18 protein-coding genes and 4 pseudogenes are annotated in these 19,881 nt (G+C 54.7%); 12 read left to right on the top strand and 10 right to left on the bottom strand.

Features of this window, described 5'->3' with window-relative positions; translation table 11 throughout:
- Nucleotides 1-43: 43 nt before the first annotated feature.
- The gene (locus EXN22_RS14570) at nt 44-931 is read right to left on the bottom strand and encodes a LysR family transcriptional regulator (RefSeq protein WP_130264719.1); all 888 of its coding nucleotides are present in this window, start codon (nt 929-931) and stop codon (nt 44-46) included.
- Nucleotides 932-1,067: 136 nt separating this feature from the next.
- Here EXN22_RS14570 and EXN22_RS14575 point away from each other — a divergent pair, with 136 nt between their 5' ends.
- The 6 genes from EXN22_RS14575 to EXN22_RS14600 all read left to right on the top strand — a co-directional run bounded on the left by EXN22_RS14575 (nt 1,068) and on the right by EXN22_RS14600 (nt 8,620).
- Nucleotides 1,068-2,054: a zinc-binding alcohol dehydrogenase family protein gene (locus EXN22_RS14575; protein WP_130264720.1), complete on the top strand. Its 987-nt coding sequence runs from the start codon at nt 1,068-1,070 to the stop codon at nt 2,052-2,054.
- 17 nt (nt 2,055-2,071) lie between these two features.
- Nucleotides 2,072-2,557: a YybH family protein gene (locus EXN22_RS14580; RefSeq protein WP_130264721.1), complete on the top strand. Its 486-nt coding sequence runs from the start codon at nt 2,072-2,074 to the stop codon at nt 2,555-2,557.
- 476 nt (nt 2,558-3,033) lie between these two features.
- A complete protein-coding gene (locus EXN22_RS14585) occupies nt 3,034-4,158 on the top strand; it encodes a sensor histidine kinase (protein ID WP_130264722.1) in 1,125 nt (374 codons plus the stop codon).
- Nucleotides 4,159-4,677: 519 nt separating this feature from the next.
- Nucleotides 4,678-5,298 (top strand): fimbrial protein, encoded by a 621-nt coding sequence (locus EXN22_RS26370; protein ID WP_233281629.1) that lies wholly within the window; start codon nt 4,678-4,680, stop codon nt 5,296-5,298.
- A 396-nt stretch (nt 5,299-5,694) separates the two neighbouring features.
- Nucleotides 5,695-7,650 carry an alkyl/aryl-sulfatase gene (locus tag EXN22_RS14595; protein WP_130266829.1) on the top strand — a complete coding sequence of 652 codons (1,956 nt, stop codon included), beginning with the start codon at nt 5,695-5,697 and terminating at the stop codon, nt 7,648-7,650.
- A gap of 61 nt (nt 7,651-7,711) precedes the next feature.
- Nucleotides 7,712-8,620, top strand: a complete 909-nt coding sequence (locus EXN22_RS14600; protein WP_130264723.1) for a transporter — start codon at nt 7,712-7,714, stop codon at nt 8,618-8,620.
- Nucleotides 8,621-8,625: 5 nt separating this feature from the next.
- On the opposite strand, the gene EXN22_RS14605 is transcribed toward EXN22_RS14600, so the two are convergent.
- The gene (locus EXN22_RS14605) at nt 8,626-9,192 is read right to left on the bottom strand and encodes a glycoside hydrolase family 19 protein (RefSeq protein ID WP_130264724.1); all 567 of its coding nucleotides are present in this window, start codon (nt 9,190-9,192) and stop codon (nt 8,626-8,628) included.
- 223 nt (nt 9,193-9,415) lie between these two features.
- On the opposite strand from EXN22_RS14605, the pseudogene EXN22_RS26535 reads away from it, so the two are divergent.
- From EXN22_RS26535 to EXN22_RS14625, 3 genes and pseudogenes are all read left to right on the top strand, one after another.
- Nucleotides 9,416-10,542 (top strand): annotated as a pseudogene (locus tag EXN22_RS26535) (acyltransferase family protein).
- Nucleotides 10,543-10,711: 169 nt separating this feature from the next.
- Complete coding sequence (locus tag EXN22_RS14620; protein WP_130264727.1) at nt 10,712-11,029, top strand: hypothetical protein; 318 nt, start codon at nt 10,712-10,714, stop codon at nt 11,027-11,029.
- A 268-nt stretch (nt 11,030-11,297) separates the two neighbouring features.
- Nucleotides 11,298-12,206: a fimbrial protein gene (locus EXN22_RS14625; RefSeq protein ID WP_233281631.1), complete on the top strand. Its 909-nt coding sequence runs from the start codon at nt 11,298-11,300 to the stop codon at nt 12,204-12,206.
- 112 nt (nt 12,207-12,318) lie between these two features.
- On the opposite strand, the gene EXN22_RS14630 is transcribed toward EXN22_RS14625, so the two are convergent.
- The 8 genes and pseudogenes from EXN22_RS14630 to EXN22_RS26385 all read right to left on the bottom strand — a co-directional run.
- Nucleotides 12,319-12,528, bottom strand: coding sequence for a hypothetical protein (locus EXN22_RS14630; RefSeq protein WP_130264729.1), 210 nt, complete (start codon nt 12,526-12,528; stop codon nt 12,319-12,321).
- A gap of 116 nt (nt 12,529-12,644) precedes the next feature.
- A complete protein-coding gene (locus tag EXN22_RS14635; RefSeq protein ID WP_130264730.1) occupies nt 12,645-13,637 on the bottom strand; it encodes a fimbrial protein in 993 nt (330 codons plus the stop codon).
- Nucleotides 13,634-14,377, bottom strand: a complete 744-nt coding sequence (locus EXN22_RS14640; RefSeq protein ID WP_130264731.1) for a fimbrial biogenesis chaperone — start codon at nt 14,375-14,377, stop codon at nt 13,634-13,636. The genes EXN22_RS14635 and EXN22_RS14640 overlap by 4 nt, the downstream gene beginning before the upstream one ends.
- Nucleotides 14,378-14,577: 200 nt before the next feature.
- Nucleotides 14,578-14,938, bottom strand: a pseudogene (locus EXN22_RS26380) (lysis protein); the annotation flags it as partial.
- Nucleotides 14,939-15,801: 863 nt separating this feature from the next.
- A pseudogene (locus tag EXN22_RS14645) lies at nt 15,802-15,924 on the bottom strand (DUF2514 family protein); the annotation flags it as partial.
- Between the two features lie 104 nt (nt 15,925-16,028).
- Nucleotides 16,029-16,379 (bottom strand): hypothetical protein, encoded by a 351-nt coding sequence (locus EXN22_RS14650; protein WP_130264732.1) that lies wholly within the window; start codon nt 16,377-16,379, stop codon nt 16,029-16,031.
- A 92-nt stretch (nt 16,380-16,471) separates the two neighbouring features.
- Entirely contained in the window at nt 16,472-16,828 is a 357-nt protein-coding gene (locus EXN22_RS14655) for a VOC family protein (RefSeq protein WP_130264733.1), read from the bottom strand.
- Nucleotides 16,829-17,187: 359 nt separating this feature from the next.
- Nucleotides 17,188-17,334 (bottom strand): annotated as a pseudogene (locus EXN22_RS26385) (phage tail protein); the annotation flags it as partial.
- Here EXN22_RS26385 and EXN22_RS14665 point away from each other — a divergent pair.
- The 3 genes from EXN22_RS14665 (at nt 17,321) to EXN22_RS14675 (ending at nt 19,857) form a co-directional block, all read left to right on the top strand.
- The gene (locus EXN22_RS14665) at nt 17,321-17,683 is read left to right on the top strand and encodes a hypothetical protein (protein WP_130264734.1); all 363 of its coding nucleotides are present in this window, start codon (nt 17,321-17,323) and stop codon (nt 17,681-17,683) included. The pseudogene EXN22_RS26385 and the gene EXN22_RS14665 overlap by 14 nt on opposite strands.
- Nucleotides 17,684-17,710: 27 nt before the next feature.
- A complete protein-coding gene (locus EXN22_RS14670) occupies nt 17,711-18,199 on the top strand; it encodes a tyrosine-type recombinase/integrase (RefSeq protein ID WP_130264735.1) in 489 nt (162 codons plus the stop codon).
- 71 nt (nt 18,200-18,270) lie between these two features.
- The gene (locus EXN22_RS14675) at nt 18,271-19,857 is read left to right on the top strand and encodes an ABC-F family ATPase (protein ID WP_130264736.1); all 1,587 of its coding nucleotides are present in this window, start codon (nt 18,271-18,273) and stop codon (nt 19,855-19,857) included.
- The last annotated feature ends 24 nt before the right edge of the window (nt 19,858-19,881 follow it).

The following is a 19,881-nucleotide window of genomic DNA, read 5'->3' on the forward strand; positions in this document are numbered from 1 at the left end:
AAGCGGCCGGTCGCGATAGGCAAAAACGGCCAAAAGTGACCCTTTACTCGGAAGTAGACGACACCTCTACCAGATATCCCATGTACTCCTGCGAAAAGTCCAGATACGCCCGCACAATGGCAGACGGGTGGCGATGTGATGGGTAGAGCAAGTTGATTTGCTGTTCCGGTAGTGGATGTTCAGGAAGTAGCGCAACTAAGTTCCCTTCCCGGATGGCACTCGCCGCCAGAAATGGCGGAAGCTCGGTTACCACATCACCGATCAACGCCCGGCTGCGCAGGTGCGCATAGTCGTTGGTGGACAGCATCGCCTCAGGTTTGAACACCACCCCTCCCAACTGCCATGTCGAATTGGCACCCTGGCTCCAGAGCGCACAGGGAAAACCGTACAAAGCCTCGACGCTTCTGGGTGCACCCAGGCGCTCAATCAATGCCGGACTGGCTACGAGAATGTGACGGTAGGTCAGCATGCGACGGGCGACCATCGTCTCGTGCGCGATCGTGCCCACGCGCAACGCCACATCGACACCATCTTCGATGAGATCGATGCGGCGCTCGGTGGTGTAGACACTGATCTGGATCTGCGAATAGCGGCGCTGGAACGCCGACAGTACCTCCCACCACGGTTCAAATGAAGGCGGCAGCGACAGCCGCAAGTGCCCTTTCAAATGCGCCTGATCACTGAGCACGGCGTGTTCGCCTTCAATCAACGCCTCAATGCCACGGCTGGCATGTTCGTACAAGCGCGTCCCCGAATCAGTGAGTTTGGTGCCCCGTACAGAACGTTCGAGCAGTTGCACCTTCAACTGCTGTTCAAGCTCGCGAATGCGTCGACTCAAGGTGGGTAGCGCAATGTCCAGGCGCTCGGCGGCAGCCGAGAGGCTACCGGTCTGCGCCACGCTGACAAACATCCGGACGGCGTTGAAGTCCATCACAGCAATCCTCTCATTTTTGAGATATAGCCTATCTAACGCGTGGATTATCTTCCACATTCGAGTAGTGGATAGTGCACTCACTTGCTTGAAAACATCGCTTCAAGCAAGCCGCAACGTACCTGAGGAAACGACCATGAAAGCTTATGTGATTGAACAACCGGGCGGCCCTGAAGCCCTGCAACTGCGAGATATCCCGTCAGCCGAGCCAACCTCGGACGAAGTGCAGATCCGCGTCCGTGCATTTGGCCTCAACCGCGCAGAAACCTACCTGCGCGCTGGCAAAATGGGTGACATCACCACCCCACGTGTGCCCGGCATCGAGGCCGTGGGCGAAGTCATCCATGACCCCGCCGGGGTCTTGCGCACCGGCCAGCGCGTGGCAACGGCCATGGGCGGCATGCAGTTCAGCCGCAATGGCAGCTATGCCGAGCAGGTTACGGTACTGCGCAATAACGTGATCTCACTGGACAACCTGTCTCTCTCGTGGGAACAACTGGCCACGCTGCCGGAGGCGTATCTCACTGCCTGGGGGGCGCTTGACAAGAGCTTAGCCATCCAACAAGGCCAGACCTTGCTGGTACGGGGAGGCACTTCGTCGGTTGGCCTGGCCGCCATCACCTATGCCAAGGCCCGCGGACTGACAGTGATCGCAACTACGCGCAGCGCTGAGAACATCGAACGTCTTTACCAAATGGGCGCTGACGAGGTGGTCGTCGATAACGGTGACATAGCTCAGCGTATTCGCGAAATCACGCCTGCAGGGGTGGATGCCGCACTGGAAATCGTCGGAGCCACAACACTGCGCGACACGATCAGGACACTGCGACCGTTCGGCGCTGTGAGCGTCATCGGCCTGCTCGGTGGCCCGCCGGTAGTGGAGCAGTTCCACCTGATGCAGGACCTGCCTGGCGGAACGCGACTGAACTTCTTCCCGAGCGGCTTATTGGGAACACCGGCCTTGCCATTGCAGGACACGCCGTTAGCGTGGCTCGCAAAGGAACTCGCCGCCAAGAGCATGCCCTCCATACTTTCCCGAACCTTCGACTTCGACGAGGTCCGCCACGCGCACCGCTTGATGGAAAGCGATCGTGCACTGGGCAAGCTCGTCGTCATGCTCTGACATAAAGGAGAACTGCCATGCGTACCACATTGATCGTACTGGTTCTCGGCGCGTGTCTGCTACCCATGACGGCTCAGGCCGCCAAACCCGCTGCCAAGGATGCTGTGAAGACAGCCGTCACCCAGCAGCTCCACCACTATGAGGCCGCACTGAACGCATCCGACGTCGACCGTGTCATGACCTTGTATGCAGACGATGCCGTGTTCATGCCACAGCACAGCCCGCCGGCCGTAGGCCGTGACGCAGTGCGCGCGGCGTATGGCCAGGTCTTCGACACAATCAAGCTCGACATACGTTTTACCATCGATGAGATTCAACCGCTGTCACGCGACTGGGCGTTTGCGCGTACGCGCTCTAACGGAACAGTCAAGTCGCTGTCCGGCGACCGGCAGGCCAGCGCCGAAGGCAACCAGGAAATCTTCCTGCTGCATCGAGAAACCGATGGTGAATGGCGCTTTGCGCGCTACATCTTCTCGACCACCCATCCACCCAGATTGCCGTAAGAGTCCGACATGAATTCGGTGCCGGGCTGTTAATCGTTGGCGGTTTCAGAACCCGCGTTCAGCGATCAAATCCAGATGGTGATGTTCCTCAAGAACGTCGCAATGGCTGGTGGACTTGTGCTGTTGGCCGTCGCGGGACCCGGCGCATTCAGTCTCTCATCGAAGACGACAGCTTCGCGCTGGGCATGCCCACGCCTGCTCAAATGTTGAACCAGCACGCTCACCTGGTTGAGGCCGAGTGTGAACAGCTACGGTATGAACATCCTTGGCTGCGTGGTAGCGTCGCATTGCCTCGAGAACTGCTCGTCAGCGTCTTCCTCATGTTGCTGCTGTGGATGTCAGCAAAGTGTTTCAAGAGGTCATTTGAAGAGCGCCTCGGGCCACATGACGAACGGTTCATCATGAGTCCTACGTGCCGTTTCTCATGTCGCTAGGCTGATAGTATCAGTCTGAACCAGACGCTCAATGAGATCGCCATGCAGCTGCCAGATTTCATCCTCGTCAACATGGAAGCCATTCTCCAAGGGTGGGAAGATTTCGCACGATCGGTAGATACTCCCATGCCCGATCTCGACAAGCGCGGCCTCAGAAATCATGCAGGGCAGATATTGAGAGCGGTCGTGCTCGACATGCGAACCTCTCAGAGCGAGCAGCAACAGATTGAAAAGTCCCATGGCCACGGACCTACCAGCGAAGAAAGTACGGCGGCGCAAACACATGCAATAACCCGCTTGATAGCTGGTTTCAGCTTGGATCAGATGGTTTCCGAATATCGCGCCCTTAGATCGAGTGTTCTCCGATTATGGCTGGCCCAAGAGTATCTAGGGGACGGCCACCAAATCACGGAAATGGTTCGCTTCAACGAGTCAATTGATCAAGCGCTGGCCGAGTCGATCGCGTCCTATGGCAAAGCCGTGGAAGCGAACAGAAAAATGGTCTTAGGCGTGCTGGGCCATGACCTTCGAACGCCGTTGAGCGCTGTGACGATGGGTGCCGACCTGCTACGCAAATCGAATAAATTGCCCGACCGCGAAAAAAGGCTTGCGACCCAGATTGCTATCAGCGCTCGAAATGCTAATCAGATGGTTAACGACCTGCTCGACCTGGCACGTTGTAATCTTGGGGTAGGAATCCCTATCAATAGAGAAGTCACTGATTTACTTTACATATGTCAAGGCATCGTAAATGAACTGCGCACCGGCCATCCTGACGCGCAAATTGTATTTAAAAACAATGAAAAAGTCGTAGGTCAGTTTGACCCAGTACGGATGGCACAGGTGTTCTCTAATTTGATTAGCAATGCAGTGCGCCATGGAGACTTGAAACAACCCATAGAAGTAACCCTGAAAGCTGATGAGGCCTCAGTTTTATTCGATGTATTGAATTTTGGCGAGCCCATTCCTCCCGACGCAATACCTATTCTTTTCAGCCCTGAAGGCCGTTACTCGAGGTACTCAAACGACAACCGAGGGGAGACAGTAGGCCTGGGTTTGGGATTATTTATAGCTGCGGAAATTGTTGCGGGGCACGACGGAAAAATTGAAGTAGGGTCGACCCTTGAACAGGGTACAATTTTTCGTGTGTCGCTACCTATTCTCTAGGACTCTAATTGTTTTAAAGTATGCCTGGCAGGCCTGCAGCGCAATCAATCCTTGGTCACCTCCATCGGCAATGGCGACAATTCGTCCTTTCAGCTTTCAGAATCGCCTGATGTCCATTGATACTTTGATTGATTAGGCTGCAACGCTCTTTCCGTCCCGTGTAGCCCTCTTCATGAAGCATTTGACTCTACAGAATCCCCTGCTCGGCATTGCCGCGACGACGATGCTGGCCTGCGCGTCGGACGCGATGGCGGCGAATTGCACATTCAACCCTTCCCCCACCACTCAAACCCTCAACTTCGGCGTAGGCCTGGCCAGTGGAGGCCTGACAATCCCCGCCGACACGCCGGATGGCACAGTGGTCAGGACACCGCGCAGCAATCGACAACCCACAGTTGGTCGTGCCAGTACAACTCGCTATATGGCGTGGCAGTAAATCCTGCACTAGGCACTCCGGCCAGTAACGTAACGACCTTCCCCTTAGGTAAAACGGGGCTCTCGTTCCGTATCTGGATGGACATGTTAGATCGTTATGAGCCTTCTTTATTTGCGATCAGCCCAAAAGGCTATGGTATTGCATCCGGCACGGTCCGCCTGGAAATCATCAAGTCAGGCCCATTGGCATCGCAAGTCAGAATTGCTGCCGGTAATCTGGGCAACCTGCAATCAGGCGAACTGATCCTGAATAGATTCAACCTGGCCAATGCTCTGGTAGTGAATGCTGCCTCCTGCCAGACACCTGCCGTCCCCGTAGCCATGGGTGACGACTATCAACTCAACGAGTTTCGCGAGGCTGGCGCCAAGCCGCGAACGGTGCCTTTCGACATTGCCTTAAATCAATGCCAGACCGGCATCAAGAAAGTGACCTACTCGCTCAAGGCCAACACCCCGGTCATCGACGGCCCGAACGGCATTGTTGCGCTCAACGCCAAATCCACCGCCAAAGGCATCGGCCTGCAATTGATGAATGCTCTCGGCCAGCCCATCGCACTCGATACCAGTTATCCGTTCGACGCGTTCTCCACGACCGGCCTCAACTTCAAGATCCCGCTATCCGCAGCCTACTACCGTCTAGGCACTGAAGAACTCCGGGCAGGCAGCGCTAACACCGAGGTGACCTTTATCGTGAATTACCTGTGAGGCATTTAAGGGGCGTCTGACTTTCCTCGTCTGCAAGTGACTCGGCCTCCAGGCGCAGGCGCTCGACTTCCCGGGCAGGCTGACCTGAAACCTGGGCGGCATGGTCGCGGCGCTGCGCATCGATTGCCTGCCGAATCAGCGGTGGCCTCTTCCCGGCACATTTTTAACCAACGTCTATGCTTGAGCGGCAAAGGCGAATTTGGCATTCCCCAAGACGTCTTAACCAGAGTATTCGTGAAGGAGGTTCTGCGAAATCAGCCATCCCCTATCGCATCTGCGCCACTCACTGCGGGGTCAACTCTGCCGGCAAGCGTCCCGTGGTTAGTAACTGTGGCATTCGCTAATTTATTCGCTTCAGCAATGAGAAAGACTAACTGTCCCACAGGAGTGATTTTGATGAAGTTTCGTCATCATTTGTTGGTCATGGCGATTAGCCTGAACAGTGGCTTGGTTTTGGCTCAAGTGGCGCCAAAGGATGCGAGCGAGCAAACGCGGCAGGCCAATGCGGCGGTGCTTAAAGAGCTGCCTTTCTCAGATAAGCAGGATTTTGAGGACGCCAAGAAAGGCTTCATCGAAACGCTGGTGCCAATGACGATTAAAGATGCAAAAGGAGGAACGTCGTGGGATCTGACCAGCTATGACTTCATCAAAGGCGAGGCACCCGATACGGTCAACCCGAGCCTGTGGCGAATTGCGGAGCTGAACTTGAACAACGGGTTGTTCAAAGTCACCGACCGGGTGTATCAGATTCGCGGTTTCGATCTGTCCAACATGACGATCATCGAAACGGATAACGGCTTGATCATCATCGACCCGCTGGTAACCACTGAAGTTGCCAAAGCGGGTCTCGACTTGTACTACAAAAATCGGCCCAAAAAAGACGTTGTTGCGGTGATCTATACGCATAGTCACGCTGACCATTATGGTGGCGTAAAAGGGGTAACCAACGAAGAGGACGTGAAGTCTGGCAAGGTCAAGATCATCGCACCCGAGGGCTTCCTTGAAGAAGCCGTGAGCGAGAACGTGCTGGCCGGCAACGCGATGAGCCGACGCACCCTCTACCAGTACGGCGCGTTGTTGCCGCGTAGTGCCCGTGGGCAGCTGGATGCTGGGCTCGGCAAAACGACCTCGTTCGGTACCTTCACCCTGATTGCGCCGACCGACACCATTACCAAGACTGGCGAGAAGCGCAACATCGACGGCGTCGAGATGGAGTTCCAGATGGCACCGGGCACCGAAGCGCCGTCGGAAATGCTGATCTGGTTCCCTCAATTCAAATTGCTCAATACCGCCGAGGATGCCACCCATACCCTGCACAACCTGTACACCCTGCGCGGCGCCCAGGTACGCAACGCGGCGAATTGGTGGAAGACCCTAAACCAGGCGATCAACGCCCATGGCAGTGAGGTCGAAGTGGTCATCGCCCAGCACCATTGGCCGATGTGGGGCCAGCAACGCATCGTCGACTTCATCGCCGACCAGCGGGACATGTTCAAGTACATCCATGACCAGTCCCTTAACCTGGCGAACAAGGGTTACACCATGGTCGAGATCGCCGAACAATTGCAGTTGCCCGACAGCACCGGCAAAAAATGGCACAACCGTGGTTACTACGGATCGGTGAACCATGATGCCAAGGCCATCTACCAGCGCTACCTGGGCTGGTACGACAGCAACCCGGCCAATTTGCACCCGCTGCCACCCACCGAGGCGGGCCAGAAGTACGTTGAATTCATGGGTGGTGCCGAAGCGGTCATGACCAAGGCCAAGGCCTCGATCGACAAGGGCGACTACCGCTGGGCCGCCGAGGTGCTCAAGCATGTTGTATTTGCCGACCCTTCCAATCAGCAGGCGCGCAACTTGCAGGCTGATGCCTTCGAACAGTTGGGCTACCAAACGGAAAACCCGACATGGCGCAATGAATACCTGATGGGCGCCTACGAGCTGCGCAATGGCGTACCGAAGGTGCCGGGCATCAGCACCTCGAGCCCGGACATGGTGGCTGCGATGAGCCCGGACCTGCTGCTCGATTACCTGGGCGTGCGGATCAACGGCCCAAAAGCCATCGGCAAGCACGCACTGCTGAACTGGAAACAGCCCGATGGCAGTAATTACGCGGTGGAGTTACGCAACGGTGTGATCATCTACACCGAAGGCAAGGTGCTGGACAAAGCCGACGCCACGTTGACAGTCGACAAGCTCGGTTTCGCCGGGCTGATGATGGGCGGCGTGGACCTGGACAAGGAAATTGCCGCAGGCAAGGCCAAGGTGGACGGGGATGTCACCAAGGTCAACGAGCTGTTGGGACTGCTTGATACCTTCCCGACGATGTTCGACATCGTCACGCCTTGACCTGCCATAAGCCCCGGTACATGACCGGGGCAACTCCATGGATGAACAGTGAGGACCCTCCATGCTTCGACGCTCGTGGTGTATCGACACAACGCTGCTGGGTATCAGCATTGCCGCGTCCATAACCGCTCACGCAGACAACGCTCGCGACTGGCAGAACCTTCCAACCGACCTGAACATGATCTTTGGCTATTACAACCTCATCGACACCAACACACCAATCGACACTTCATTACCGATCGACGGACTGTCGCTGAACGCCGACCTGTACATCCTGCGCTACGCAAGATCCTTTGGCATCGACGGACGAAACTCTGCGATACAGGTAATCCAGCCGTACGCTGATGTCAGCGCATCATTCGACGACGCGCGGTTTTTTGACGGTACCAAGCACAACGGCGGCATGGGTGATGTGCAGCTGGTCTTCGTGCACAACCTGTTCGGCGGGCCGGCGCTGACCCAAGAAGAATTCGTCACCTGGCAGCCCGAGACATTCCTGACCGGGGCCTTGTGGGTAACGGCGCCCACGGGCGACTACGACAAGAAGCGCATCATCAATATCGGCGCCAACCGCTGGGTGTTCAAGCCGGAGCTGGCATTTGGCACGCCTATCGGGCCGACCTGGCTCGAGGTCAACACCTACGTATCTCTGTATGGCGATAATGATGATTACCTGGGCGACAACAAGCTTGAGCAGAAGCCGCTGTACGCTGTGGAAGGCCACTACAGCTACAGCTTCAATCGCGCGTTGTGGGCCTCCCTCGATGCGACCTACAACAAAGGCGGAGAAACCAGGATCAATGGCGTCAACCAGGATAATCAGCAAGAGAACACATTACTGGGTGCCAGCCTGGGCTTCATGCTATCGCCCCAGTTCGGGGGTTTGATTGCTTATTCTGATACCGTCTCTGAGCGCACAGGCTCGCCGGACGTAAACACTTGGACGTTGCGCTTGCAGTACGTCTGGTGAGGATTTCAGCAACATAGGGTCGTGGGTTGCAACTGAAAGAATTTGTAGCCACCGCGATCGTCCGTTTTGCGTCGGAAGCAGCCGTCTCGGCATTCAGGGTCGAGCGGCCGTGCTCGTAGGTGCCCCAGAAGGCCCAGGGCGGCGGCGCACGGAATGTAATTCACCAGACCAGTAATCTGGATCATGCCGCGGCCTCGGTACAGCCAGCCGTCTCCTGGCCTTTTGTTGCCGAGGCTCTTCGTACCCCAGGCTCCGCCATAGACACAATTGGCAATGGTCTGCTGATTTGCTGGGCGGCCGGCGGCGCGGCCATAGGCCTTGGCATCCGTCTCGCTGATGCGATCGCGACTGAACTTCGCCAGCAAGGACTCAACGCTGTAATTCAGGCTCTCCACCAGGTTGCGCAACTGGCCAGACTCATGGCCGATTTGGGCCAGGAACGCGGCTACGCGCAATGGGCTGTTGATCTTGTGGCAAGCAATGGCCCGGTTCAGCGCAGGCAAAAAAATGCCCGCAACTGGGCGGGCATTAGGGAAAATCTGCAGCAGCAGCTGCTCGCTTAAAGGGGACATGTGTTACTCCGGGTAGGGGGACCTACCGTCGGCAGATTTCAGCTTCAGCGACGGTTGGTCTGATATTGGGCTAGCAATTTGCTTCCAAAGGCGTTCGCTTGGGTCGATGAGTCGGGTAGCATATGCCCCTCTCCGAAAGGAGCTGAGCGGCAATGAAGTCACGGAAACTGATGACATTCCCATCAAGCAGACAAGTAAAGCGGTAAAAAGGACCGGCATTGCAATGAGAGAAACAATAAACAACATACAGGCGCTGCGGTTCTTCGCCGCCTTTTCTGTGGTATTCGCACATCTACTAATTAATCGATATGCGGGAAGCGGAATACCAACAGATCTTTTTGCAATCGGTGCTTTTGGCGTCGATGTATTCTTTATCATTTCCGGCTTTATCATGGCCTTTGTATCCAAAGGCATGAAGGGAAGCGCCCCGCAGAAATCGATTGAATTCTTAGTCAGAAGGCTTTTCAGGGTAATACCTTTGTACTGGCGATTTACAATCGTCGCATACATCCTTGCATTCATGTCTATCTCATGCCCGCCAAACCTGACTTCCTGCCCGTGGTATCTTAGCGATCAGTACAACTTTGCCAAAACATCATTTGATTGGCTCCTGCAATCCCTGACATTCACCCACTGGAATAGAGGCCCTATCTATTCCATTGGCTGGACTCTAATTTATGAATTCTGGTTCTATGTGTTGTTTTCTGTCTGCCTGCTGGTCGGGGCCAGGCCAACTAGGTTCTTCACAGCCCTACTCGCCTTGGTGGTAATTGCTGGACTTCCGCATTGGCTGAGTTCCGTCCGACAGGGATTTTTAACATACTGCTGCACCCTTTCATGATCGAATTCATTCTGGGTGTTTATCTTTACTCGCTTTTTGACGCTAAAAAGCTAACCATGAAGCTTTTGCTTCCACTAGCAGTGTCTGTAGCAGTCCTTGGTGGCCTGTACCAAATTGGTTCAGTCGTTAGCGCTTTGGGTTCATTTTCCAGACCTCTGCTTGTCGGAGGTTCAGCCTTCTGTATAGTTGCTATCGCGCTAACGCTTGAAAGGAACAATTTAAAGGCAAACTCTTTCTTTGTTAGGCTCGGCGATGCGAGTTACAGCCTCTACCTGACCCATTGGCTTGTTGTAACAAACCTACCTTCACTGATGGACATATACGGATTTGGAAATATGCCATTTGCATATTTCGTCGCCATTAACGTAGGAGTTTCACTAATTCTTTCAGAGGTGGTTTACCACCTGATCGAAAAGCCCTTGAGGGATTCTTCAAAAATAAGCGTATCAAAACTACTATCCAATCTAAAGACATCAAAAACAGTCGCCACACAAAAAGAAGTCGCATAGATAACTTTCTGGTTAGCGCTACATAAGAATCCGCCTTCAGATAGGCGGATTTTAAAGAAGGTAGAAGTCAGCAGACTCGATAATCCAGGGCGGCGCTACAGGCCGACGCTGGAGTGCGGGGAAGTCAGGCGATTGCGGCCAATTCATCAAGCGTTTGGTAGGTGACACCGTGATCATCGAAGACGACAGCTTCGCGCTGGGCATGCCCACGCCTGCTCAAATGTTGCGCCAGCACGCTCGCCTGATTGAGGCCGAGTGCGAACAGCTACGGTATGAGCTCGACCGGACCCGGGAGAACATCGAGAAGCTGGTCGCCATCCATCACGACCAGGCCGTCGAGATCACCAAGCTGAAGGCAAGCATCGAGCAGATGACCTGGAAGCTATCCGATGCCTTGGTGGAAAATACCGGACTGAAGAATCGGCAGCTCGGCGGATGCCCCCCCAACTGGGGCACGATGCCGCCGGCACCAGATGGCCGGAGATGAGTCATTGCCGCGATCGCGCAGGACCGTCGAGCGAACGCAACTAGCATTCAGTGACTGCTTGGTACAACGACTCGGCCTTCAGTCGTAGGTGCTCGACTTCCTTCATCGGCGGACTCGGTCAGTGCTTTAAGAATCGCCTGATGCCCATCAGCATGCTGCATGTTTATCGTACGGCGCTTCCTGGCCGACATGTAAATTTCTCCCAATGAAGCAATTACAACCACAGCGCCCGCTACTCACCTTTTTTGGCTCAGCGTTGCTAACTTGCATGTCTGACGCCATGGCCGGGAGCTGCACAGCCATCAACTCCACCACCGAGACCCTTAACTTCGGCGCCGATCTGGCGAACCAAAGTCTGACCATCCCCATCGACACGCCCAATGGCACAGTCGTCTACCAAGACACAGTGCACGCCTCCAGAAATCATCTATGGAAGTGCACGGCAACTTCGCTATACGGTGTATCGCTCAATCCAAAGCTGGGCACGGTGAGCGCTGGAGAAAGAACCTTACCTCTGGGTAGAACAGGGCTGTCGTTCCGCATCTGGGCAGATATGCTGGGTCGTTATGAAACGTCTTTGCAACCGATCGTTCCGAGCAACGGGTACAACATGGGGGTAGGCAGTATCAGGTTCGAAGTTGTCAAGACGGGTGAGCTGAACGCCAAAGTCAACGTCGATGCCGGCTACCTGGCAAGCCTGCAAGACGATGATCTGATCCTGAAAAAATTCAACCTGCTCAACCCCATCGTATTGAATGCAGCCTCCTGTCAGACCCCATCCGTGCCGGTAGTGATGGGTGACGACTATCAACTACAGGAATTTCGCGAGGCTGGCGCCAAGCCGCGAACGGTGCCTTTCGACATTGCCTTAAATCAATGCCAGAACGGCATCAAGAAAGTGACCTACTCGCTCAAGGCCAACACCCCGGTCATCGATGGCCCGAACGGCATTGTTGCGCTCAACGCCAAATCCACCGCCAAAGGTATCGGCCTGCAATTGATGAATGCTCTCGGCCAGCCCATCGCACTCGATACCAGTTATCCGTTCGACGCGTTCACCACGACCGGCCTCAACTTCAAGATCCCGCTATCCGCAGCCTACTACCGTCTAGGCACTGAAGAACTCCGGGCGGGCAGCGCTAACACCGAGGTGACCTTTATCGTGAATTACCTGTGAAGCATTTAAAGGACGTCTGACTTTCCGTCTGCATCGGATGTGTTCGAATGATTTAGGGAGAACACTGCAGTGGGAAATGTGCGCTACCGGTGGGCGAACTGATCATGCCGGATTAGTGCCGTGTTGCGCTTTCGCCGCCTAGTGCACGCAACGGGTACTCAGTGACAGCCTGATAAAGCGACTCGGCCTGCAGCCTCAGACGCTCAACCTCCTCTCCTGGCCGCCCGGCGTCCTGGGATGCTTGGTAGCGGCGCTGCGCATCGATAGCCTGCTGGATCAGTGGCTCGCGTGCTTCGACAACTCCCGCAAGGGTCTTCTTCACGTTCTGCCGCTCCGTTCATTTAGTCGAAACAGTATAGATTTCTCTTGGTATTTGAGCGGCTAGGAGCGTAATCGATGTGCAGAAGACTGAGCCGGCACCACGCCCCCTATATAAACTCACTTGTAAAAAATGTTCACAATGGCCCCAGCATCGAAACCACCCAAGATCGGGGTATCCGTCATCCACTGAAGCCTTGCAGTGAATTGAGCTGAGTTGCCAACCGGACTGGTTTTAGGTGTCAACTCGAACTCTTCTCTAAACTTAACTGCCTGCTGACCGGAACCTTTGAAAATACTAATCCCAACAGACTTATTGTTGGACGGCAAAAGTATTGTCATGTCTTCCGACAGCACTGCATTCATCGGCTCAAGATACCCGTCAACCCCATAAACAGCGTCGCAACTCCGGCGCTCACTAACAACAAACGGAACCTCTTTAATAATCTCCCCGACTTTGGCGGAAGATGATGTAAACCTACCAAAATTAATAGAGCCCGGAAATATATCAATAGACGAAACACATGGCACGTACCTGAAGCGATCCAATCCTTTAACTGTCAAATTGTAACTTTTCCCCGGCCTGACCCCGCCCTTGCCATCAAACTGGAATGCCATATAGTTAGCCATGGATATTAACGGTCCCTCCTTGCTTGCCCCTGCAGGAGATTTTTTTGCAAAGAAGATAGAGTACGTCATTGTCTTAGACTCTTTTTGCGACCCGCAAACTAATTCATTAGGACACCCTCTTACGCTCCAGCCGATGTCGAGCTTACCTCCTGCCAGTGCAGAGGAAAGATAGTCATTGCCTTCATATGTCACCCCAATCTCAATATCATCACCAACGCTAACATTGCGAGGGTTAACATAAAAATATATGTTCTCCTCTGACTGGCCATTGATGTCAACCCAACACAAAACTTCGACAGTTTGACTAGGCTGCCGGTACAAGATCGTACCTGCAGGCAGTTGGTTCGGTATTGCAACGCTCGTATTGACCAGATACGAATCACTCACTAACGCGGTTCCCTTTTGCTCGCACTTCAGCGCATAGCTCTTAGGGATCCATATTAAGAAAAACAACGCCGCAAATATAAATTCTCGATACTTCATGATTTTTCTACCCCTGTAACTAATGGAAATTTTGCTGTTCTTGCGTAGGTAATCCCCGAATCGCCGACAACCCGATAGTTCACATGGGTAATATCTTTACCGCATCCCAAGGCTGAGACGGAGACAGCCTGAAATGGCTTTAACATCATGTGGCTCAAGACATTTCCGCATTCTTGACCACCGCGATTAAAAAATTGAATATTGGTCATGGTCAGATAATAAGGTGATTTGTTTTCAACCACGCCTGCTTCCACATCACCGCTCTTAGTCCAGCTAATCTCTTCATAAGCACTTTCAATAGAGCTCGCAAAAACCGGCCTATAAAAAAGCTTCAAATTATGCTGAACTGCCAAGCTCACCTCGCTTTTGTTCTTAGCCTTTTTAGGGACAACCAAAGCCTTTATAAGGAAATATGACTCCCTATCATTTGGCAGCCCTTGCCCTTGATATATAATGTCTATAGAAGCCTTGCCGTAAGGGGGAATTAATAGTAACGGTTTCGATATGGCCAGTGGGAGATCCTCAGCGTCATCAGGTTCCCCCCGCTCAAGCATAACTTGAACCAGTGCCGTATCAGCACCCTCATTGACCGCGATCATCGTGATTAGTTTTTGGTCACTATTAAGTACAAACCGTGTAGCCCCATCAAAGCTGATTTGAGCCTGAACACAAAAGCTGAATGACCATAACGAAAATAAACAAACTTTAGCAAACAACGCAGAACAGCTATTAATAGCCATCAAAACCCCCACGCCAAACAACGCGATATCGACGCATACTTAAGGAAAACAGCCATCATAAAGAACAGCCTCACCAATAGACATAAGACGATTCTTAAAACACGGCGATGGTGTCTTCGAGGGGGGGCAACCACTTCAGATTCGCGATTCAGTTATCCAATATTTTATGTGGCTTTCTTTTGCGCCTGTTCCCTTATTCATTATTGTGCGATTGTGCGGACATGAGCCTGACATGCCTGCAGAGCAATTAATCCTTGATCGCCCGCATCTGTGATGGCGACAATTCGTTGAGCAGCCGCTCGGTCAAGTTCGCGTCGCGGGGCCGGTGGTGGTTGGCAACCCACAGCCACTACCCTGGGCTGGGGTGGCGAGTAAGACTGACAACCGGAGATCAGAAGTAGCAAGACGATCGCGCAGGCGAGCCTGGGTTGCTTGAGCATTGGTCAGCTCCTGGTGGTGGGTTTTGTCTTTGGCCAGCAGCTGATCTTCACGGGCTCCGCCCCGGTCCTGCTCCGAACTCTGCCAGTCGATCACCGCGACTGCGGCCGCCTCTCGCTCTCGCGAGCCCGCCTGGTGGGCTTTTCTTTGCCTTGATGATTCGCATAATCGAATTAGCGCAAGGAGCTGGCGAGCACACCCTTAATACTTAGATTCAGAAGGAGTGCTCGCCGGAACCTTACACTAAAAACCTAATTATCATCAGGCAAGTCACCAGAGTGCCTTATGATAATTTTAGGATTCGCATGATTCCCACCTGGATTCTCAACATCAAATGTTAGCGACGTATCCCCAAAAAAATCAACATAGTAAGAATTTTTGCCGACAAGAGGATTATCGAATGAAATTCTCATTGATAGACCAGGCTTGTCACGCGACCGATAAGTTACCTTCCCTTCACATCCAGACGTTACACCATGCGCCCCCCAATGATTTTTTTTCATTGGATTCATCACATACGGCGGGTAAGGATCGGTAGTCCCCCACTCCATATTCAAGTCATAATCGTTACGCTCCCACGTATGGCCCGTAACATTCTCAAAAGTTATCTTTACAGAGTTCCCCATAAAACCTCCATGTAGTAGCATCCTTAGAAGATAAAACAGGCAAAAGCGATAAAATATACACTTCCGCCCCTCATCTTAGCAGAGAGTTTACATAGCTCAAGATTCTTAAGAGCTAGGAAATACCAAGACCACAAATTTGTCCCGCGAGCTCAGTGACGCGTGAGGGGCTGACGATCAAGACCCCGCAGCTGATAATCCACCAAATGACTCAGCCAGCAGGCGCAAGTGCTCAACTCCTCCGGTGCTGCAGCAGCCGCTTTCGCTTGGTGGTTCAGCCGGATTGCATCTATTGCTTAGCGAATAAGCGGCTCGCCAGCCTCGATAATTCCCGCAGTAGTCTTCTTCACTCTACTGCTCCGGCTATTTGGTCAGAGCAGTATAGGACGCCTCGCACGCCAGCCCAGCTATTCGGGCAAGGTCATACGCTTTCGCCAGCTCTCCCGCTCGAGCGTCAGCCCGTGCGAACAGATCAGAGAGCGCCATGACGGTGCTGTGCGCGGGAAGGATGAAGCGTAGCGAGCCATGGTCCACACCTCTATGGTTTGCAGGCGGCAACAAGGGTTCTTGTAATGACCATCCCGCCAATGTTAAAGGCAGCGTTGAACTGCCTCGGTTCGTCTGTTCTTTCGCCAATCCATCAAGCCGGACTGAAAATACACCTCAACTTTCGTTCCGTTGTTTACCGGCTTGAAATCTGCAAACTCAACCTGACCGGCACTTACAACAGTCTTCCCACCCCCAGGCAATGGCTGAAGAGAGGCGTCGTAATGGGCGCCAGCAAGTGACTGCTCCTGCCAAGCGAACAAAACACATTCTGAAACTTCGTTCACTGCTTTGGTGCTAGCTAGGGCCTTAGCAGGACCTTCGGCTCTACGCTCCCCCATGGAGGCGCACCCCGCCAGCACCGCCACCGCCAACGCCCCTATCAGAATTCGCATGTGATCCCTCCCTTGAAATGGGTGACTGTAGCGCGGAGCTGACCGGGTAGCCAAATGCAAAAAGCCCAGCACTAGGCTGGGCTCCATCTCCCTCAGACCGCCGCTGTCCAGACAGCAAGCTCGTAGCCATCTGGGTCGACGAAGTGGAATCGCTTCCCACCAGGAAACGAAAAAACTTCCCGGCTGATCTTGCCGCCAGCAGCCACAACCCTGCTCTCGGCGCCAGCGAGGTCGTCTGAGTACAAAATGACCAGTGGGCCGCCTGGCCTGACTGGCTCGCCAGTGGTGAAGCCACCGGTTAACCGACCGTCACTGAACTCGGTGTATGTTGGGCCATAGTCAACGAAGCACCAACCGAACACCGCGCCATAGAAGTCCTTGCTGCGCTTGATGTCGCTGACGTTGAACTCAATGTTGTCGATCTGGCGATCCTTCCCTCTGTTGCTCATTGGCACCTCCGTGTTGGAGCCTAAAATCTAACACAGGCAAACGGAAGGTTTGCACCAGACGCAAAAAGCCCAGCGCGGGGCTGGGCGTTTGCCTCAAGTCTTCGGCTCTCTTCGCCCCCGAATGACCATCATGGCATCAGCGGTCGCTGCTGCATGTTCGAGAGCCTCATTCAGCGCGCTGATAGACGTGTTCTTCAACCCAGCTGGTGCGACCGAGGCGCTCAGCGCTGCTGCGAAGTAGCGGTCCCAGGCCTCGAGTTCACTGTTCGTTTTGAATCGGGTAGCCATAAGCACCTCATCCATGCATGAAGGCAACAAGCTATCACTGGTTGGCGCCCTGAAACAACGCTGGTGGCTCGCCCCCACTCCCGTTGATACCAGTCTGCACAGGCCTGCCAGCAGTCCCAGGCGCCATGCACGAATGGCTGGCCCAGCAGCGGCGTACTGCCGCTTGGGGTGATGGTGCGCAGATCGCCCTCAGGCCAGGACAGGATGTGCCAGGGCACCCGTAACAACTACAAGAGCAGTTTCAACCTCTATTGGATGCCGTACCTGGGCCTGCGCCGGATCGATATGATCACGCCAACCATGCTGCGAGGAATCATCGCCAACATTGAGTGGTCCTCCAGTGGCGTGAAGCGCAATGCAATCATCAAGCTCGCAAGCGTGTTCAAAACGGCGGTCTTGGACGGGCTGATCGCGAAAAACCCCACTACATCGCTCGACAAACCGAAAGTGGTGAAGAAGGTGGTTGATCCCTACACCAGGGAAGAGGCCGAGCGAATTATCACCTACCTCTATAAGACACTGCGCAAGTACTCGCAGATCTATGCGCCGTTCTTCGAGTTCGCTTAATTCACCGGGCTGCGCCCGGGGGAAGCCATGGGTCTGCAGTGGGATGACATTGATCTGGAGGCGAGAACCGCAAACATCCGCCGCATTATCGTCGACGGCCAGCCCGAAGACCGGACCAAGACGAAGCATCACCGGGTCATTCTGCTCAATGAGCGCGCGCTTCACGCCTTGCGCCAGGCCAGGCGCCTGGCTGATCTTCGTCGGATCGCTTCGAAGTCCGCCACGCCGACCAGCTCATTTGTGTTCCAGCCAGGCAAAGGCGGGATGTGGATCAGAGAGCCAAGTGTTACAATCAAGCACTTCAAGCTCGCGCTCACCGCGTTGAGCATCCGTGAACGTCGGCAGTACGACACGCGCCACACCTACGCAACCATGTGCCTAATGGCTGGGATGAACCCCGCGTTCATCGCGAACCAGCTCGGCCATAGCGTCGAGATGTTGCTCTCTACTTACGCAAAATGGATCAGCTCCTCCTCGGATTGGAGGGAGCTGGAGAAGCTGCCGGCTAGAGTCTGATTGGCCCAAAATTGGCCCAAATCAGGCGACGGCACCTAAACACACCTCTGGAACCCCCGCAGGATAAGCACTTGATTTCTACCGCTAACATCACCATGCAGTTCGGCGCCAAGCCCTTGTTCGAGAACGTCTCGGTCAAGTTCAACAACGGCAACCGCTACGGCCTGATCGGCGCCAACGGCTGCGGCAAGTCGACCTTCATGAAAATCCTCGGCAACGACCTGGAGCCGTCCGCCGGCCAGGTCATGCTCGAGCCGAACGTGCGCCTGGGCAAGCTGCGCCAGGATCAGTTCGCCTACGAAGAATTCACCGTGATCGATACCGTGATCATGGGCCACGAAGAGCTGTGGAAGGTCAAGGCCGAGCGCGATCGCATTTATTCGCTGCCAGAAATGACCGAAGAAGACGGCATGGCTGTCGCGGAGCTGGAAACCGAGTTCGCCGAGATGGACGGCTACACCGCCGAATCCCGCGCCGGTGAGCTGCTGCTGGGCCTGGGTATCCCGCTGGAACAGCATTTCGGCCCGATGACCGAAGTCGCCCCAGGCTGGAAGCTGCGCGTACTGCTGGCCCAGGCGCTGTTCTCGGATCCGGAAGTGCTGCTGCTCGACGAACCGACCAACCACCTGGACATCAACACCATTCGCTGGCTGGAAAATATTCTCACGGCGCGTAACAGCACCATGATCATCATTTCCCACGACCGTCACTTCCTCAACAGCGTCTGCACCCACATGGCTGACCTGGACTACGGCGAGCTGCGCCTGTTCCCGGGCAACTACGATGAGTACATGACCGCCGCGACCCAATCGCGCGAGCAACTGCTGTCGGACAACGCCAAGAAAAAAGCCCAGATCGCCGAACTGCAGACCTTCGTCAGCCGCTTCTCGGCCAACGCCTCGAAAGCCAAGCAGGCCACCTCGCGGGCCAAGCAGATCGACAAGATCCAGCTGGCCGAGGTCAAGCCATCGAGCCGGGTCAGCCCGTTCATCCGCTTCGAACAGACCAAAAAGCTGCACCGTCAGGCCGTGACCATCGAGCAGATGTCCAAGGGCTTCGACGGCAAGACCCTGTTCAAGAACTTCAGCTTCACCGTTGAAGCCGGCGAGCGCGTGGCGATCATCGGCCCCAACGGGATCGGCAAAACCACCCTGCTGCGTACCCTGGTCGGTGAGCTGAGCCCGGATGCCGGTGCGGTGAAATGGACCGAAAGCGCAGAGCTCGGCTACTACGCCCAGGACCACGCCCACGACTTCGAAGAAGACGTCAGCCTGTTCGACTGGATGGGCCAATGGACCCAGGGCGAACAAGTGATCCGTGGCACCCTGGGGCGCATGCTGTTCTCCAACGACGAGATCCTCAAGTCGGTCAAGGTGATCTCCGGTGGTGAGCAAGGCCGCATGCTGTTCGGCAAGCTGATCCTGCAAAAGCCCAACGTGCTGATCATGGACGAACCGACCAACCACCTGGACATGGAATCGATCGAGGCGCTCAACCTGGCGCTGGAAAACTACCCGGGCACGCTGATCTTCGTCAGCCACGACCGTGAGTTCGTCTCCTCGCTGGCAACCCGCATCATCGAGCTGAGCCCAAGCGGTGTCATCGACTTCAGCGGTACCTACGATGACTACCTGCGCAGCCAGGGTGTAGTGATCTGATCCAGGCCGGGCTGCCTGCCTGGC

Source organism: Pseudomonas tructae (genome assembly GCF_004214895.1).
Lineage (GTDB): Bacteria > Pseudomonadota > Gammaproteobacteria > Pseudomonadales > Pseudomonadaceae > Aquipseudomonas > Aquipseudomonas tructae.

What these genes read in the sequence shown, in the direction of transcription:
- EXN22_RS14570 (WP_130264719.1), bottom strand. Translation starts at nt 931, where the DNA reads ATGGACTTCAACGCCGTCCGGATGTTTGTCAGCGTGGCGCAGACCGGT.
- EXN22_RS14575 (WP_130264720.1), top strand. Translation starts at nt 1,068, where the DNA reads ATGAAAGCTTATGTGATTGAACAACCGGGCGGCCCTGAAGCCCTGCAA.
- EXN22_RS14580 (WP_130264721.1), top strand. Translation starts at nt 2,072, where the DNA reads ATGCGTACCACATTGATCGTACTGGTTCTCGGCGCGTGTCTGCTACCC.
- EXN22_RS14585 (WP_130264722.1), top strand. Translation starts at nt 3,034, where the DNA reads ATGCAGCTGCCAGATTTCATCCTCGTCAACATGGAAGCCATTCTCCAA.
- EXN22_RS26370 (WP_233281629.1), top strand. Translation starts at nt 4,678, where the DNA reads ATGTTAGATCGTTATGAGCCTTCTTTATTTGCGATCAGCCCAAAAGGC.
- EXN22_RS14595 (WP_130266829.1), top strand. Translation starts at nt 5,695, where the DNA reads ATGAAGTTTCGTCATCATTTGTTGGTCATGGCGATTAGCCTGAACAGT.
- EXN22_RS14600 (WP_130264723.1), top strand. Translation starts at nt 7,712, where the DNA reads ATGCTTCGACGCTCGTGGTGTATCGACACAACGCTGCTGGGTATCAGC.
- EXN22_RS14605 (WP_130264724.1), bottom strand. Translation starts at nt 9,192, where the DNA reads ATGTCCCCTTTAAGCGAGCAGCTGCTGCTGCAGATTTTCCCTAATGCC.
- EXN22_RS14625 (WP_233281631.1), top strand. Translation starts at nt 11,298, where the DNA reads ATGTCTGACGCCATGGCCGGGAGCTGCACAGCCATCAACTCCACCACC.
- EXN22_RS14635 (WP_130264730.1), bottom strand. Translation starts at nt 13,637, where the DNA reads ATGAAGTATCGAGAATTTATATTTGCGGCGTTGTTTTTCTTAATATGG.
- EXN22_RS14640 (WP_130264731.1), bottom strand. Translation starts at nt 14,377, where the DNA reads ATGGCTATTAATAGCTGTTCTGCGTTGTTTGCTAAAGTTTGTTTATTT.
- EXN22_RS14650 (WP_130264732.1), bottom strand. Translation starts at nt 16,379, where the DNA reads ATGCGAATTCTGATAGGGGCGTTGGCGGTGGCGGTGCTGGCGGGGTGC.
- EXN22_RS14655 (WP_130264733.1), bottom strand. Translation starts at nt 16,828, where the DNA reads ATGAGCAACAGAGGGAAGGATCGCCAGATCGACAACATTGAGTTCAAC.
- EXN22_RS14665 (WP_130264734.1), top strand. Translation starts at nt 17,321, where the DNA reads ATGTGCCAGGGCACCCGTAACAACTACAAGAGCAGTTTCAACCTCTAT.
- EXN22_RS14670 (WP_130264735.1), top strand. Translation starts at nt 17,711, where the DNA reads ATGGGTCTGCAGTGGGATGACATTGATCTGGAGGCGAGAACCGCAAAC.